At 68.3% G+C, this 14,211-nt stretch carries 11 protein-coding genes; 7 read left to right on the top strand and 4 right to left on the bottom strand.

Annotation, left to right across the window (positions count from 1 at the left end; translation table 11 throughout):
* Positions 1-111: 111 nt before the first annotated feature.
* Entirely contained in the window at positions 112-1,140 is a 1,029-nt protein-coding gene (locus ACN4F8_RS18765; protein ID WP_419474967.1) for a LacI family DNA-binding transcriptional regulator, read from the bottom strand.
* A gap of 107 nt (positions 1,141-1,247) precedes the next feature.
* On the opposite strand from ACN4F8_RS18765, the gene garD reads away from it, so the two are divergent.
* The 3 genes from garD to ACN4F8_RS18750 all read left to right on the top strand — a co-directional run bounded on the left by garD (position 1,248) and on the right by ACN4F8_RS18750 (position 5,395).
* Positions 1,248-2,846 (top strand): galactarate dehydratase, encoded by a 1,599-nt coding sequence (gene garD, locus ACN4F8_RS18760; protein WP_419474966.1) that lies wholly within the window; start codon positions 1,248-1,250, stop codon positions 2,844-2,846.
* Between the two features lie 81 nt (positions 2,847-2,927).
* Positions 2,928-4,160: a multidrug effflux MFS transporter gene (locus tag ACN4F8_RS18755; protein WP_419474965.1), complete on the top strand. Its 1,233-nt coding sequence runs from the start codon at positions 2,928-2,930 to the stop codon at positions 4,158-4,160.
* Between the two features lie 113 nt (positions 4,161-4,273).
* Positions 4,274-5,395: a DUF2855 family protein gene (locus ACN4F8_RS18750; protein ID WP_419474964.1), complete on the top strand. Its 1,122-nt coding sequence runs from the start codon at positions 4,274-4,276 to the stop codon at positions 5,393-5,395.
* Between the two features lie 133 nt (positions 5,396-5,528).
* Here the strand turns inward: ACN4F8_RS18750 and ACN4F8_RS18745 are convergent, their stop codons facing one another.
* Positions 5,529-7,142: a TonB family protein gene (locus tag ACN4F8_RS18745; protein WP_419474963.1), complete on the bottom strand. Its 1,614-nt coding sequence runs from the start codon at positions 7,140-7,142 to the stop codon at positions 5,529-5,531.
* A gap of 65 nt (positions 7,143-7,207) precedes the next feature.
* Positions 7,208-8,131: a LysR substrate-binding domain-containing protein gene (locus ACN4F8_RS18740; RefSeq protein ID WP_419474962.1), complete on the bottom strand. Its 924-nt coding sequence runs from the start codon at positions 8,129-8,131 to the stop codon at positions 7,208-7,210.
* Positions 8,132-8,244: 113 nt separating this feature from the next.
* Here ACN4F8_RS18740 and ACN4F8_RS18735 point away from each other — a divergent pair, with 113 nt between their 5' ends.
* On the top strand, positions 8,245-9,330 hold the full coding sequence (locus tag ACN4F8_RS18735; RefSeq protein WP_419474961.1) for a tartrate dehydrogenase: 1,086 nt from the start codon (positions 8,245-8,247) through the stop codon (positions 9,328-9,330).
* A 104-nt stretch (positions 9,331-9,434) separates the two neighbouring features.
* A complete protein-coding gene (locus ACN4F8_RS18730) occupies positions 9,435-10,421 on the top strand; it encodes a Bug family tripartite tricarboxylate transporter substrate binding protein (RefSeq protein ID WP_419474960.1) in 987 nt (328 codons plus the stop codon).
* Positions 10,422-10,447: 26 nt separating this feature from the next.
* Here ACN4F8_RS18730 and ACN4F8_RS18725 read toward each other — a convergent pair whose 3' ends face one another.
* Positions 10,448-11,869, bottom strand: coding sequence for an NAD(P)-binding protein (locus ACN4F8_RS18725; protein ID WP_419474959.1), 1,422 nt, complete (start codon positions 11,867-11,869; stop codon positions 10,448-10,450).
* Between the two features lie 166 nt (positions 11,870-12,035).
* Here ACN4F8_RS18725 and imuA point away from each other — a divergent pair, with 166 nt between their 5' ends.
* The gene (imuA, locus tag ACN4F8_RS18720) at positions 12,036-12,875 is read left to right on the top strand and encodes a translesion DNA synthesis-associated protein ImuA (RefSeq protein WP_419474958.1); all 840 of its coding nucleotides are present in this window, start codon (positions 12,036-12,038) and stop codon (positions 12,873-12,875) included.
* Positions 12,823-14,136, top strand: a complete 1,314-nt coding sequence (locus ACN4F8_RS18715) for a Y-family DNA polymerase (protein ID WP_419474957.1) — start codon at positions 12,823-12,825, stop codon at positions 14,134-14,136. Before imuA ends, ACN4F8_RS18715 begins: the two co-directional genes overlap by 53 nt.
* Positions 14,137-14,211 lie beyond the last annotated feature (75 nt).

Raw genomic sequence — 14,211 nt, 5'->3', positions numbered from 1 at the left:
CGCAGCGAAATCAAGGAGGAGGGGCCAAAGGCCCCGGGGGACATTCGCGGAGCCGTGCCCCGTGGTCGCCGATGACCGGACCAGCCCGGAGAAAACAAACCCGAGAGAACCTCAGGAGGTCTCCCGCTCGACGATGGAGAACCCCACGTCCACCACCCGCTGCGCCACCTCGCGCCCCTCGGCCCGATCGATCAGGCTGCGCGCCGCCAGGCGGCCGATGTCCACACCGTTGATGTGCACCGTGCTGAGCGCGGGCGCCATGTCGGCCGCAAACGGCACGTCACCAAAACCCATGATGGCCATTTGATCGGGCACCGAAATGCCACGCACGCGAGCTTCGGTCAACACACCCAGTGCCAACAGGTCGGAGCTGCAGAACACCGCGTCCACATCGGACGCCTGCGCCAGCAGCTGGCCCAGGGCCTCGCGTCCACTCTGCAAGGAGCGCGAAGCACCCACATTCACCACCGACACCGGCCCGAAACCCGCGCGCACCACCGCGTCGGTGAAGGCGCTGGCGCGGCGGTCGGCGCGTTCGTCTTCGGCGCGGATCAGCGCCAGCTTGCGCCGACCCTTGCCCAAGAGAAAACGTGCCACCTCGCGGCCGATGTCGGCGTGCGAGAAACCCACCAGCATGTCGATCGGGGTGGGCGTGAGGTCCCAGGTTTCCACCACCGGAATACCCGATGCCATCAGGCGTGTGCGGCCCAGGCCCGGGCCCAGGATGCCGGTGAGGAAGATGCCGTCGGGTCGCCGGCCGATGATGGCCTCCAGCAGCGACTCCTCGCGCGCCGCCGAGTAGCTCGACTGCCCCAGCATGAGCTGGTAGCCGGCGTCGAACAGCGTGTCGTTCAGCGCCTCGATGGTGGGCATGAAGACCGACATCACCGTGCTCGGCACCACCGCCGCAATCAGGCGGCTGCGCGACGAGGCCAGGCCGCCGGCCATGCGGTTGGGCACGTAGCCGGTGCGTTGCACCGCGTCCAGCACTTTCTGCCGCACGTCCACCGACACCTGCTCGGGTGTGTTGAGCACGCGCGACGCGGTGATGGGCGCCACGCCGGCGAGCTTGGCCACGTCGCGCAGGGTGATGGCGCCGCTGCCACGCCGCGCGCGCCGGGAGTTGTCGGTTTCTTTCATTTGAGGCTTAATCGGGGCTTGAAATGGTACCGGTACCAAATGCATGGCGATCGTATGCCGAAATGGCCACCGACGCACGCTGAACCCCGCAATCTTAGGAGACAGGGATGTCACAAGCCCTTCACGCAACCCAACCACCCCCCGCAGCACGCACGGCCGCGCCGCTGACCATCCGCATGCACGCCAGCGACAACGTGGCCATCGTCGCCAACGACGGTGGCTTGCCCGCTGGCACGCCACTGCCCGGCGGCCTGGTGCTGCGCGACAAGGTGCCGCAAGGCCACAAGGTGGCGCTGGTGAATCTGCCGCAAGGCGCGGTGGTGCTGCGCTACGGCGTGCCCATCGGCCACGCGCTGGCCGACATTGCCGCCGGCAGTTGGGTGCACGAACGCCTGCTGCAGATGCCCGACGCGCGCGGCCTGGAGAACCTGCCCATGGCGACCGTGAAGCCCGAGCCGTTGCCGGCTCTGGAGGGCTACACCTTCGAGGGCTACCGCAACGCCGACGGCTCGGTGGGCACGCGCAACATCCTGGCCATCACCCAGACCGTGCAGTGCGTGGCCGGCGTCACCAGCTTCGCGGTGCAGCGCATCAAGACCGAGCTGCTGCCGCGTTTTCCGAACGTGGACGATGTGGTGGCACTCGAACACGGCTATGGCTGCGGTGTGGCCATCGACGCGCCCGACGCGATCATTCCCATTCGCACGCTGCGCCACATCAGCCTGAACCCCAACTTCGGCGGTGAGGTGATGGTGGTGAGCCTGGGCTGCGAGAAGCTGCAGCCCGAGCGGCTGCTGCCGCCGGGCAGCATCCCCATTGCCGATCAGCGTGGTGCAGCGCCCGACCTGGACGTGGTCTGTTTGCAAGACGATGCCCACGTGGGCTTCATGAGCATGGTGGACTCCATCGTGCGCCAGGCTGAGGAACACCTGCAGCGCCTCAACAAACGCCGCCGCGAAACCGTGCCTGCCAGCGAACTCGTGGTGGGCGTGCAGTGCGGCGGCAGTGACGCGTTCAGTGGCGTCACCGCCAACCCCGCTGTGGGCTTCTGCACGGATTTGCTGGTGCGCGCCGGCGCCAGCGTGATGTTTTCCGAGACCACCGAAGTGCGCGACGGCATCGCCCAGCTCACCGCGCGCGCCACCACGCCCGAGGTGGCGCAGGCCATGGTGCGCGAGATGGCCTGGTACGACGCTTATTTGCAGCGCGGCAGCGTGGACCGCAGCGCCAACACCACGCCGGGCAACAAGAAGGGTGGCCTGTCCAATATCGTGGAGAAGGCCATGGGTTCGATCGTGAAGTCGGGCAGCGCGCCGATTTCCAACGTGCTGGCGCCTGGCGAAAAGCTCAAGTCCAAAGGCCTGACCTACGCCGCCACGCCCGCGAGCGACTTCATCTGCGGCACGCTGCAACTGGCCGCCGGCATGAACCTGCACGTGTTCACCACCGGGCGCGGCACGCCGTATGGCCTGGCCGCTGTGCCGGTCATCAAGGTCGCCACGCGCAGTGATCTCGCGCGGCGCTGGCACGACCTCATGGACATCAACGCCGGCACGATTGCCGACGGCTCGGCCAGCATCGAGGACGTGGGCTGGGAGATGTTTCGCTTGATGCTCGACGTGGCCAGTGGTCGCAAGAAAACCTGGGCCGAACGCTGGAAGCTGCACAACGCGCTGGTGCTGTTCAACCCTGCGCCGGTGACCTGAAGCGACAGGCCCTAGACTCACGCCTCGCCTTTGTGGGACCCGCGTCCCGACCCACGGCACGCTCGCCGTGTTGCCCTGCCCATGTCCGTCACCGCATCCCCCAAGCCTTCTCACGCCCCGCTGGTCGCCAACCTGATCGCGCAGCTCGCCTTTGGCCTGCTCGCCATGACCATCTGCCTGCCGTCCATGCAGGAGTGGGGCGCGATGTTCGGGTCGGACCAGGCCAGCGTGCAGCTCACGTTCAGCGGTTATGTGGTGGCCTACGGCGGCCTGCAGTTGCTCTACGGCCCGTGGTCGGACCGGTGGGGGCGCAAGAAGGTGCTGATGTTCGGCGTGGCGCTGGCGGGCCTGGGCTCGGTGCTGGCGGCGCTCTCGCCCAGCCTGGCGTGGCTCACGGCGGCGCGCGTGCTGCAGGGCGCGGGCTGCGCGGCCGGCATGGTGGTGGGCCGCGCCATGGTGCAGGACCTCTTCACCGGCCCCGAGCGCACACGCGTGATGGCCTATGTGGGCATGGCCATGGGGCTGATCCCGCCCACCGCCACCATCCTGGGCGGGCAGATCCATGTGCGCCTGGGCTGGCAGGCCAATTTCGTGCTCATCGCGGTGCTCGCGGTGGTGCTGTTTGTGGCCGCGTGGAAGGGCTTGCCCGACCACGAGCCGAGCACCACGGTGCAGCCGCACTGGCTGCGCGCCATGCTGTCGTCGTATGCGCGGCTGGCGCGAGAGCCCTCGTTTTTGCTGTTCGTGCTCATCCTGTCCATGACCACCGCCACGTTCTATGCGTTCCTCGCGGGCGCGCCCATCGTGCTGGGCAGCTATGGCGTGGGGCCGGCGGGTATTGGCTACTACATCATGGTCGTGCCGCTGTCCTACATCGTGGGCAACTACCTCACCACGCACCTGGTGCACCGCACCGGCGACCGCGCCATGATGATGCTGGGCCAGGTGTTCTCGGTGGGCGGCATCGCACTCATGCTGGTGCTCGCCCTGGCCAATGTGGACACGCCGTTGGCCTTTGCCCTGCCGCTCATGTTGCTGGGCCTGGGCAACGGTTTTCTGGTGCCCCCTGCGCTCACCGGCACGGTGGGCCTGGTGCCGGCGTTGGCCGGTTCGGCCGCCGCGGTGGCGGGCCTGGCGCAGCAACTCATGGGCGCGGTGGGCGGCTACGCCGTGGGCCTGGTGCCGCACCATGGCGCTGTCAACCTGGGCTGGCTGATGCTGGGCCTGGGCAGCGTGGCGCTGGTGGCTCAGGGGGTGCTGAACCGCCGACAGGTGAGAAAGCCGGCACCGGTGCGTTCGGATTCCGACGCCTGACACTGGCTTCTGAGCGGATGTGCGTCTTCGCGCCGTCAGGAAACGCGCGTGACAACCCTGGTCGCCCGATCGGTGCACCATGTCGACGCCCGTTCCACTTCGCAGGTTTCACCATGACCACACTGCAGTTCCAGGTCCGCAAGGACCAGCTCGCCACCACCCGCACCGTGCAACTGCCCGACGCGCCGCTGGCCGAAGGCGAGGTCCGCGTGCGCATCGAGCACTTTGCCTATACCTCCAACAACATCACCTATGCCGCCTTCGGCGACACGATGAACTACTGGCAGTTCTTTCCTGTCACGCCCCAGGCCGCAGACGAGGCCGCGTGGGGCGTGGTACCGGTGTGGGGCTTCGGCGTGGTGGAGCAGACGCAGTGCGCCAGCGTGGCCGTGGGCGAACGCCTGTACGGCTACTGGCCCATGGCCTCGCACGCGGTGCTCAAGCCCGCGCGCCTCTCGCCCGAGGGCTTCTTTGACAGCGCACCGCACCGCAGCGCGCTGCACCCGGTCTACAACCACTACCTGCGCTGCGCGGTGGACCCTTTGTACGACCCCGCCACCGAGCCGCTGCAGGCCTTGCTGCGACCGCTCTTCCTCACCGCCTGGCTGATCGATGATTTTCTGGCCGACAACGATTTCTTCGGCACGAACAAAGGCGGCAAGCGCGGCGTGATGCTGCTCTCGTCGGCCAGCAGCAAGACCGCGTATGCCACCGCCGCGCAACTGGCGCAGCGGCCCGAGGTGGAGGTGGTGGGTCTGACCTCGCCGGGCAACGTGGCGTTTTGCGAAAGCCTGGGTGTCTACAGCCGCGTGTTCACCTACGACCAGCTCGACCAGTTGCCGCAGGACACGCCCTGCGCGTACGTGGACTTCGCCGGCAACGGTGCGCTGCGCAAGGCCATCCACGCCCGCTTCAGCGCGCTGGCCTACAGCTGCTCCATCGGCGGCACGCATGTGGACCAGCTCGCGGGGGGCCGCGACCTCGCCGGCCCACGCCCGGTGCTGTTCTTCGCGCCCGCGCAGGCCAAAAAGCGCCACGGCGACTGGGGCACGGCCGGTTTCAACGACCGCATGGCGAAGGCCTGGCACGCCTTCATCGCCCAGGTGAACCATCCCCATGCGCCATGGGTGGTGGTGCAACACCACCGCGGCACGGACGCCGTGCAGGCCGCGCACGCGCTGGTGTTGGGCGGGCGAGGCGACGCTCGCCTGGGGCACATGCTGGGCTTGTCGTGAGCGCGTGACCTCAGGGCGTGTTGCGCACAGAGACTGTGCCCTACGCTGTGGATAACAACGTGGACAACCGCCACAGCCCGCCGCCCGCCTCACGATGCGGGGGATGCTCAAAAATCAGGCGTTGACCGCAGGCTCAGTACAGCCGCACCGCCACGTCGAAGTGCCAGGTGCGGCGGATCTCCACCACGTCGTACTGGCTGGCCAGGGCAGGCGAAAACGCCGGGTAGCTGGCCTGGCTGCGCACGATGCGCTCGATGGCTTCGTCCAGCGCCGGCACGCCGCTGGAGCGCACCAGGGTCACCGCCTCCACCGAGCCGTCGCTGCGGATCGCCACCGTCACCACCGGCTGGGTGTGCGGTTGCCTGGCCGCCTCGCGAACCATGTCGATGGTCATGTTCATCGTGATCTTGCGGGCCCAGGCCTCGGCATACAGGATGAGATCGGTGTTGGGGTCGGAACGCCCGAAGAGCCGCGCACGGCGCGCGGTGCTCAGCGAATAGGGCAACTGGTTCGCCGCCTTGGCCGCCGCATCGCGCCGGTCGGCTTCTTCGTTCAACTGCCGCCCGATGGCGCGCAGCCGCTCTTCGCGTCTGGCTTGCGCCTCCTGCTGCTCGGCCTGCAGGCGTGCAGCCTCGGATGGCGCGGCCTGCTGGCGGGAAGCCGCCTCCTGCTGGGCGGCCGCTTGTTGTGCGGCGGCCTGGCGTTCGCCCTCCTGCCGTGTGGCTTCGGCCTGCTCCGCCTGCCGGCGAGCGGCTTCCTGTCGGGTGGCTTCTTGCCGGGCTGCTGCTTGACGCTGGGCCTCCAGCCGCTCCGCCTCGGCGCGCTGCGCCTGCAGGCGGGCGGCTTCCTGCTGTGCTGCTTCCCGTTGCGCGGCGGCTTGACGCTCGGCCTCGATGCGTTCCGCTTCAACGCGCCGGGCCGCCTCCGCGCGGGCGACCTCCTGCTGGGTGGCCTCTTGCTGCGCAGCCGCCTGGTGCTCGGCCCGTTGCCGTTCGGCCTCCACCCGCTGTGCGGCTTCGGCCTGCGCGGCTGCCTGGCGGGCGGTCTCCTGGCGTTCGGCTTCCAGTCGGTTGGCTTCCACCTGAGCCAGTGCCTGCCGGGCCTGTTCCTGCCGGGCAGACTCCTGCGCTGCTGCCTGCAGCGCAAGCTCTTGCCGAGCCGCTTCCAGCCGTTCAAGCTCCAGCTTCGCGGTTTCCAGCCGCGCGGCCTCTTGCCAGGCCGCTTCCGCTTCCTGTTGTGCAGCCACCTGTCTGACCACTTCTCGCTGTGCAGCTTCGAGACGCTCAAGCTCCTGCCTGGGGGCTTCCTGTGCCTGTTCCTCTGGCGCGGCGCGCTCAACCAGCGCCACCGCAGCGGGTTGAGCGGTCGGCTGAGGGGCGCTGGGCGCGGTCGCGATTTCGCTGGGCGCTGGAGCTGGAGCTGGAGTCGATGGAGCCGGTGGCGATGCGGCTTCGGGCATGGGCGCTTTCTGCGTCACAGCCTGCACCGGCGGCAGCGGCTGCGCCACCGGCTCGGTCGACGGCTCAGCCGCCGTGCCCCGCGCTGCATTCAGCAGAATGCGCAGGTTGGGCACCTCGATCCGCCGGTCTTGCCAGGGGAGGCCGAAGCCCGGCAGGCCGATGCCCTGGCCACCAAAGGTCAGGCCCAGCAGCAATGCGTGGAACACCAACGAGAACAGCAGCGCAAACGGCATGCGCCTGCGCTCAGGGAATTGCCCGAGCGCTGGGGAGACTGTCGTGAGGTGCATCCGGTCGATTGTCCTATTCAAACAGGTGGGTCCGCGCGCCGGGCTCCATTCATCCAAGGGCCAGGCTACGCCGTGCCCACCTGCTTCTTGAACGCCAGCGCCACGAAGTCCACAAACGCCCGCACGCGCACCGCGAGCTGGTGACGCTGGGGGTAGACGGCGTAGATGTCGGCGTCGGGTGTGGCGTGCTGCGGCAACACCTGCACCAGCCGCCCGTTGGCAAGAAAGCGCTCGATGTCCCACTCGGCGCGCATCAGGATGCCGTGGCCGTCCAGCGCCCAGTTGACCGCGATCTCGCCGTCGTTGGTGGTCAGGTTGCCGCGGGTCTTGATGGCTTCGGTGGTCACGTTCTTGCCGCGGCCCGTGCTCAGGCGCCACAGGCCGTAAGCCTCTTCTCCCTGGCGGATGCCGATGCAGTTGTGCTTGATCAGGTCGTTGGGCACCTTGGGCGTGCCGTGTCTCGCCAGGTAGGCCGGTGAGGCGCAGAGCAGGCGACGGTTGGGCGCGATGTGGCGGGCGATCACGCGCGCGTCGGGCGGTGCACCGAAGCGGATGCAGACATCAAAGGAGTCGTCGGTCAGTGCGGGTGGGTTGACCGAGAGCTGGAGCTGCACCTCCACCTGCGGGTGCTTGCGCACGAAGCGCGAGATCAGCGGCGCCACGTGGCTGCGCCCGAAGCCCAGCGTGGCGTTCACGCGCAGCAGGCCCTTGGGCGTTCCTTTGGACACACCCAGCAGTTCCTGCATGCCGTCGATCTCACCGAGGATGCGGCGCGCGTGCTCCAGGTAGAGCTCCCCCTCGGGCGTCATGCCCATGCGCCGGGTGGTGCGGTTCACCAGCGACACGCCCAGGCGGGTTTCCATCTGCGCCAGGTGCTTGCTCACTGCGGGCGTGGTCACGCCCAGTTCGCGGGCTGCAGCGCTCAGGCTGCCGGCACCGGCCAGCACGGAGAAAAAGCCCAGGTCGGCGGGTTGGATGGCGTTGTTCATGGGCGTTCCACTGTTGAATCAAAGTAAACAATGGATTCACTTTAGCGGCGAATTTGCACGCCGTGCAAGACCTACATTCGCTCCATCGAATGACCACACACGGAGGCCAACTCATGAAAACTTACGCCATTGCCACGATTCCTGGAGACGGCATCGGCAAGGAAGTGGTGCCTGCCGGCCAGCAGGTGCTGCAAGCCCTGGCCGCCTCCAGCCACTTCCGCTTTGCTTTCGAGAATTTCGACTGGGGCGGTGACCACTACCGCGAACACGGCGTGATGATGCCGGCCGATGGCCTGGATGCGCTGCGCCACAAGGACGCCATTCTGTTCGGCTCGGCGGGCGACCCGGACATTCCCGACCACATCACGCTCTGGGGCCTGCGCCTGAAGATCTGCCAGGGCTTCGACCAGTACGCCAATGTGCGACCCACGCGCATCCTGCCCGGCATCGACGCACCGCTCAAGCGCTGCAAGCCCGACGATTTGAACTGGGTGATCGTGCGCGAGAACTCCGAGGGCGAATACTCGGGCGTGGGCGGCCGCGTGCACCAGGGCCACCCGATCGAAGCCGCCACCGACGTGACCATGATGACCCGCGTGGGGGTGGAGCGTGTCATGCGCTTTGCCTTCAAGCTGGCGCAGAGCCGGCCGCGCAAGCAGCTCACCGTGATCACCAAGAGCAACGCCCAGCGCCATGCCATGGTGATGTGGGACGAGATCGCGCTGGAGATTTCACGCGAGTTCCCGGACGTGAAGTGGGACAAGGAAATCGTGGACGCGGCCACCGCCCGCATGGTGAACCGCCCGGCCACGCTGGACACGATTGTGGCCACCAACCTGCATGCCGACATCCTGAGCGACCTGGCCGCCGCGCTGGCCGGCAGCCTGGGCATTGCACCCACCGGCAACATCGACCCGGAGCGCCGTTACCCCAGCATGTTCGAGCCCATCCACGGTTCGGCCTTCGACATCATGGGCAAGGGCCTGGCCAACCCGGTCGGCACCTTCTGGAGCTGCGTGATGCTGCTCGAACACCTGGGCGAGATGGATGCGGCCCAGCGCCTCATGAACGCCATCGAACAGGTCACGGCCAACCCCGCGTTGCACACCGGTGACCTCGGTGGCAAAGCCACCACGGCGCAGGTGACCCAGGCCGTGTGCGAACTGCTCGGCGTGCGTGAGCAACGCCTGGCCGCCTGAGTTGACGTTCATGCCGGACGCACGGGTTCCGTGTTCCGGAAACCCCCACCGGGCCGCAGAGCCCGGTTCATCAGAGCGCTGAGCGCGCCGTTTTGGAGACAAGCATGCAAGCCATTCATTCCTTCACCCGCCGCCGTGTGGTGCAAGCCATGGCCCTGGGCCTGGCCGTTGTCGGCAGCAGTGCCATGGCGCAAAGCTGGCCCGCGCGGCCCATCAGCCTGATCGTGCCGTTTGCGGCCGGCGGCACCACCGACGTGCTGGCCCGCGCGCTGGCCGACAAGCTGTCGCAAAGCCTGGGGCAGCCGGTGGTGGTGGAGAGCAAACCCGGCGCGGGTGCGACCATCGGTGCCGACTTCGTGGCCAAGGCCAGGCCCGACGGCCACACGCTGCTGATGGGCGCGGTGCACCACACCATTGCGTCGAGCGTCTACAAGAAGCTGCCCTACGACTTCTCCAAAGACCTGGCCCCCATCACCACCGTGGCGCTGGTACCCAACGTGCTGGTGGTCAACGCCACCACGCCCGCGAAGAACGTGAACGAACTGGTGGCCCTGCTCAAGGCCAGCCCGGGCAAGATGGCCTACGGCTCCAACGGCAACGGCACGGCGCAGCACCTGATCGGCACGCAGTTCCAGAACCTCACCGGCACCGACGTGATCCACATCCCGTACAAAGGCAGCGGCCCTTTGTCCACCGACCTGCTGGGCGGTCAGATCATGATGAGTTTCGACACCATCACGCCGGTGCTGCCGCACATCAAGGCGGGCAAGCTGCGCGCGCTCGCGGTGACCACGGCCAAGCGCTCGGCGGCCCTGCCCGACGTGCCCACGCTGGAGGAGGCCGGCCTCAAGGGCTTCAACATCGGCACCTGGTTCGGCGTGCTCGCCCCGGCGGCCACGCCGCAGGACATCGTGGCCCGCCTCAACGCCGAGATGGTCAAGGTGATTCAGTCGCCCGAGTTCCGCAGCCGCATGGCCGAGATCGGCGCCGAGCCGATCGGCGACACCAGCGCGCAGATGGCGCAGCAGATCGCCAACGAGACCGAAAAATTCGGCAAGCTGGTCAAGGAAGCGAAGGTCGTGATCGAGTGAGGCGGTTCAGCACGGAGCGGATCAACTCATGTCGCTGATCCGGCCATGAGCCGCTTCACATTGCCCACCGCCGCCATCGCCTGCTGACGCAGCTCGGCCACGATGGCGGTTTTTTCCGTATCCGCAGGGTCGATGTTGGCGGTCATCTTGCCGAAGCCGTCGAGGCGGCTTTCGCGCATCCAGTGGCGCAAGGGCTTGTCCTGGCTCCAGCGCATCTGGTTGGCCAGGCTGACCAGGGTGGATTGCACATAGCCGCCCACGTTGCGTGGAAAGGGCACGGGGGTGCAGAGCGTGTTCTTGGTGGCGTCGTCGTCGTGGTGCGCTTCCACATACGCGCACATGGCGCTGCTGAAGGTGATCAGTGGGGCGCGCACCAACTGGGGCACGATCTTGCCGGGCTGGAAGATGGGCTCAATGTCGCGCGGCTCCACGGCGGAGGCGGTGCAGTTGATGCAGAGTGTGTTGTCGGCCAGGGCTTCGCGGCCTTGCTCCAGCACCAGCGCACCGGGCTCGATGGCCAGCACGCGGCCCTTGCGGATCACGTGTTGGATCTGCCGCAGCACCTGCACCTCGCCTTCGGAGAGCGTGGCGTAGTGAAACATGCGGGGCGTGTGCTGCGTGTCGATGCGCAGCATCTGGCCGCTGGCCTCCAGGCGCTCGAACAGATCGGTCACGCTGCTGGCCTCGGCCAGCGCCTTCATCTGCGCCAGTTGCCCGCCCATGGAGTGTTTGAAGAACGCTTCGCCGGGCTGCGTGGTGAGCCGGTTCACCACCCACGAGTCGCGCGGCATCACCCAGCTGATGGCGTCTTGCGGCACACCACATTCGAGCAACCAGACGCAAGTGTCCATGGCCGTCTTGCCGGCGCCCAGGATGCAGAAGCGGGCAGGGCGCTCGGCCGCGCTTTGCCAGAGCTGGGTGAGCTGCGTGGGCGTGACCAGGCGCACGCCTTCGGCCACGCTGAACTTCGGCGGTGTGGTGGCGGGCACGGTGGGGCTGAAGTGGCGCGCGTCCACCAGTTTTTTGCGCACGGTGATGCTGGACTCCGCGCCCGAGAGCAATGAGGTCACGCGGGCGGTGCCGGCGGCCAGCCCCTCGAAGCGGCTCATGGGGAGGTAGCGCACGCGGCCGCTGGGCAGCAGTTGCTGGTGCATCACCTGCTGGAAATAACCGCTCACCTCGACACCACTGGCCAGTTCGTACAGGCCGGCGTTGTGGCCCACCGTGTCCTGGCGGCCGGTGCCCAACGGAAGCGAGTTCACCCCATAAAAAGCCGAGGGCTGGTGCAGCGAGACAAAAGGGTAGGCGTCGTTCCAGTGGCCGCCGGGCTGGCCGTGCATGTCCACCAGCGTGAGGTGCGCATCGCTCTCCTGCAGCAGCGTGTCGGCAAAGGCCAGGCCGGTGGCGCCGGCGCCCACGATGAGGTAGTCGGTGTCGTGCACGGCCATGGCGTTCCTTGTGAAGTGGTGCCCCGCATCGTGAGGAGTTTGGATGGTGGCGGCAAGGGGGCAAACCATGCGGGCTGTGTTGCCGCTGGACACCGACCGGCCTTTCATATACTGTACGCACATACAGTATTTATTGCTCTCTCCAACCCCACCCGGACACCCCGCCATGCATCCCGCCCTCGACTGGCAGGAGGACGACCTGTCTTCCGCGCCGATGGTTTCACCCCCGCCCAAACAGCAACGCCTGGCCCGTTTGCCGGGTGAATTGCCCATGGCCGTGGCTGCGGCCATCTGGCGCGGTGACCAGCTCGGCGGCCCGGTGTCGGCGGTGCTGTCCAGTGGCTTCGAGGCGCTGGACGCGCAGCTGCCCGGCGGCGGCTGGCCCTGCCATGGCGTCATTGAAATCCTCGCCTCGCAGAGCGGCATGCTGGAGTGGCGCCTGCTCGGGCCGGCGCTGCGCCAGGTGTGTGCCGCCGGCCGCGCGGTGGTGGTGGTGGGGCCGCCCAAGGCGCCGCACCTGCCGGGCCTGCGCTTCGAGGGCATCGACGAACGCCACCTGGTCTGGGTGCGGGCCGACACGGCGGCCGAGCGCCTGTGGTCGGCCGAACAACTCATCAAGGCCAACGCCTGCGGTGCGCTGGTGGTGTGGCTCCCGCAGGCGCGGGCCGAGCAGGTGCGCCGCCTGCAGGTGTTGGCCGCCAGTTGTGAGGGCCCGGTGTTTTTGTGCCGGCCCAGTGCGGCGGTGCGCGAATCGTCGGCGGCTCCGCTGCGGTTGATGGCCCGCGTGGGGCTGGACTGGGAACTGCACCTGGAGATCTTCAAACGCAAGGGCCCGCCGCTGCAGGACACGCTGCGCCTGGGCTCGGTGCCCGGGGGGCTGCGCGCCATCCTCACGCCGCGGCTGCGTTTCCCCAGCCGCTTGTTGCCGTCCGACATGTCCCGAGAGACAGACCATGTTGTGGTCAGCACTCCTGCTCCCGACCGCCCCCACCGCGCCGTCCACTGAGGCGGCGCGCCGGGCCGTGGCCACCTGGGCCTTGCAGTTCACGCCCCGCGTGACGCTGGCCGACGGTGCGGTGCTCATGGAGGTGGCGGCGAGCGTGCGCCTGTTTGGCGGCAAGCGCGCGCTGCGCGACCGCGTGGTGGCCGAGAGCGCAGACGTGGGCGTGACGCAGGTGGCCTGGGCACCCAACAGCCTTGCCGCGCTGGCGCTGGCGCGCGCGGGTCTTGAAAACGGTTTCAAACAACCGCTGCCACTGCTGCTTGATGCCTTGCCCATGCAGGTGCTGAGCGCGGTGCACCCGCATCAGCTCACGCTCGCGCACATCGGCTGCCGCACGCTGGGCGACGTGCGCGCGCTGCCGCGTGGGGGTGTGGGCCGGCGGTTTGACAAGCAGTTGCTGCAGGCGCTCGACCAGGCCTACGGCGCCGAGCCCGAAGCCCACGTGTGGGTGGCGCTGCCCGAGCGGTTCGAGGAGCGGCTGGAGCTCATGGCCCGCGTGGAGCAGGCGCCGGCCCTGCTGTGGGGCGCGCGGCGTTTGCTGCTGGTCATGAGCGGCTGGCTGGCGGCGCGGCGCGCGGGTGTCACGGCCTTCACGCTGCGCTGGGCGCACGACGCCATGCGCGCGCGCGACGCGGGCGAGGGCGGCGAGATCACGGTGCGCACCGCCGAGCCCACGCGCGACACCGAACACCTCTGCCGCCTGCTCGCCGAGCACCTGGCCCATGTGCAGCTGCTCGCGCCCGTGGGCGACCTGCACCTGCTGGCCATCGAGGTGCAGCCGCTGGTGGAGGCCAGCGCTTCGTTGCTGCCCGACACCGTGCGCCAGGGCGAGACGCTGCACCTGGTGCTGGAGCGGCTGGCCGCGCGCCTGGGGCCGGGGCGCGTGCTGCGCCCGGTGGTGCTGCCCGACCACCGCCAGGAATGGATGTGCCGCTGGCAGAGCGCACCCGAGCCGCTGCCGCGCAAATCCAGCAAGTCCGCGGCGCCCGACACCGGCCTGCCGCAACCCAGCTTCGTGCTGCCCGAGCCGCTGAAGCTGCTGGTGCGTGGCAACCGGCCGATTTACCAAGGGGAGCTGCAGTTGCTCGCCGGCCCGCAGCGGGTGGAGGGCGGCTGGTGGGACCGGGTGGAGGGTGTGGGGGCTACGCGCAATGTGGTGCGGGATTACTGGGTGGCGCTGTCGGCGAAGGCGGGGGTGTTGTGGATCTTCCAGACGCGGCTGGACGAGGCGCCGGCTTGGTATCTGCATGGGCACTTTGCATGAGGCGGGCCCCCAACCCAGCCTTCCCCCAGAGGGGGAAGGAGCCGGGCACAGCGTCCGGAGAGGTGTCATGCTCTT

Origin of the sequence: Hydrogenophaga sp. (genome assembly GCF_048549895.1) — a bacterium.
Classification (GTDB): domain Bacteria; phylum Pseudomonadota; class Gammaproteobacteria; order Burkholderiales; family Burkholderiaceae_C; genus Hydrogenophaga.
The sequence above is the reverse complement of the archived record's forward strand: the minus strand, read 5'-3'. Positions and strand labels throughout refer to the sequence as shown.

Excerpts from the sequence above, each read along its gene's own strand:
- garD (WP_419474966.1), top strand. The coding sequence starts at position 1,248 with ATGTCACAAGCCCTTCACGCAACCCAACCACCCCCCGCAGCACGCACG.
- imuA (WP_419474958.1), top strand. The coding sequence starts at position 12,036 with ATGCATCCCGCCCTCGACTGGCAGGAGGACGACCTGTCTTCCGCGCCG.
- ACN4F8_RS18765 (WP_419474967.1), bottom strand. The coding sequence starts at position 1,140 with ATGAAAGAAACCGACAACTCCCGGCGCGCGCGGCGTGGCAGCGGCGCC.
- ACN4F8_RS18735 (WP_419474961.1), top strand. The coding sequence starts at position 8,245 with ATGAAAACTTACGCCATTGCCACGATTCCTGGAGACGGCATCGGCAAG.
- ACN4F8_RS18730 (WP_419474960.1), top strand. The coding sequence starts at position 9,435 with ATGCAAGCCATTCATTCCTTCACCCGCCGCCGTGTGGTGCAAGCCATG.
- ACN4F8_RS18750 (WP_419474964.1), top strand. The coding sequence starts at position 4,274 with ATGACCACACTGCAGTTCCAGGTCCGCAAGGACCAGCTCGCCACCACC.
- ACN4F8_RS18725 (WP_419474959.1), bottom strand. The coding sequence starts at position 11,869 with ATGGCCGTGCACGACACCGACTACCTCATCGTGGGCGCCGGCGCCACC.
- ACN4F8_RS18740 (WP_419474962.1), bottom strand. The coding sequence starts at position 8,131 with ATGAACAACGCCATCCAACCCGCCGACCTGGGCTTTTTCTCCGTGCTG.
- ACN4F8_RS18745 (WP_419474963.1), bottom strand. The coding sequence starts at position 7,142 with ATGCACCTCACGACAGTCTCCCCAGCGCTCGGGCAATTCCCTGAGCGC.
- ACN4F8_RS18755 (WP_419474965.1), top strand. The coding sequence starts at position 2,928 with ATGTCCGTCACCGCATCCCCCAAGCCTTCTCACGCCCCGCTGGTCGCC.
- ACN4F8_RS18715 (WP_419474957.1), top strand. The coding sequence starts at position 12,823 with ATGTTGTGGTCAGCACTCCTGCTCCCGACCGCCCCCACCGCGCCGTCC.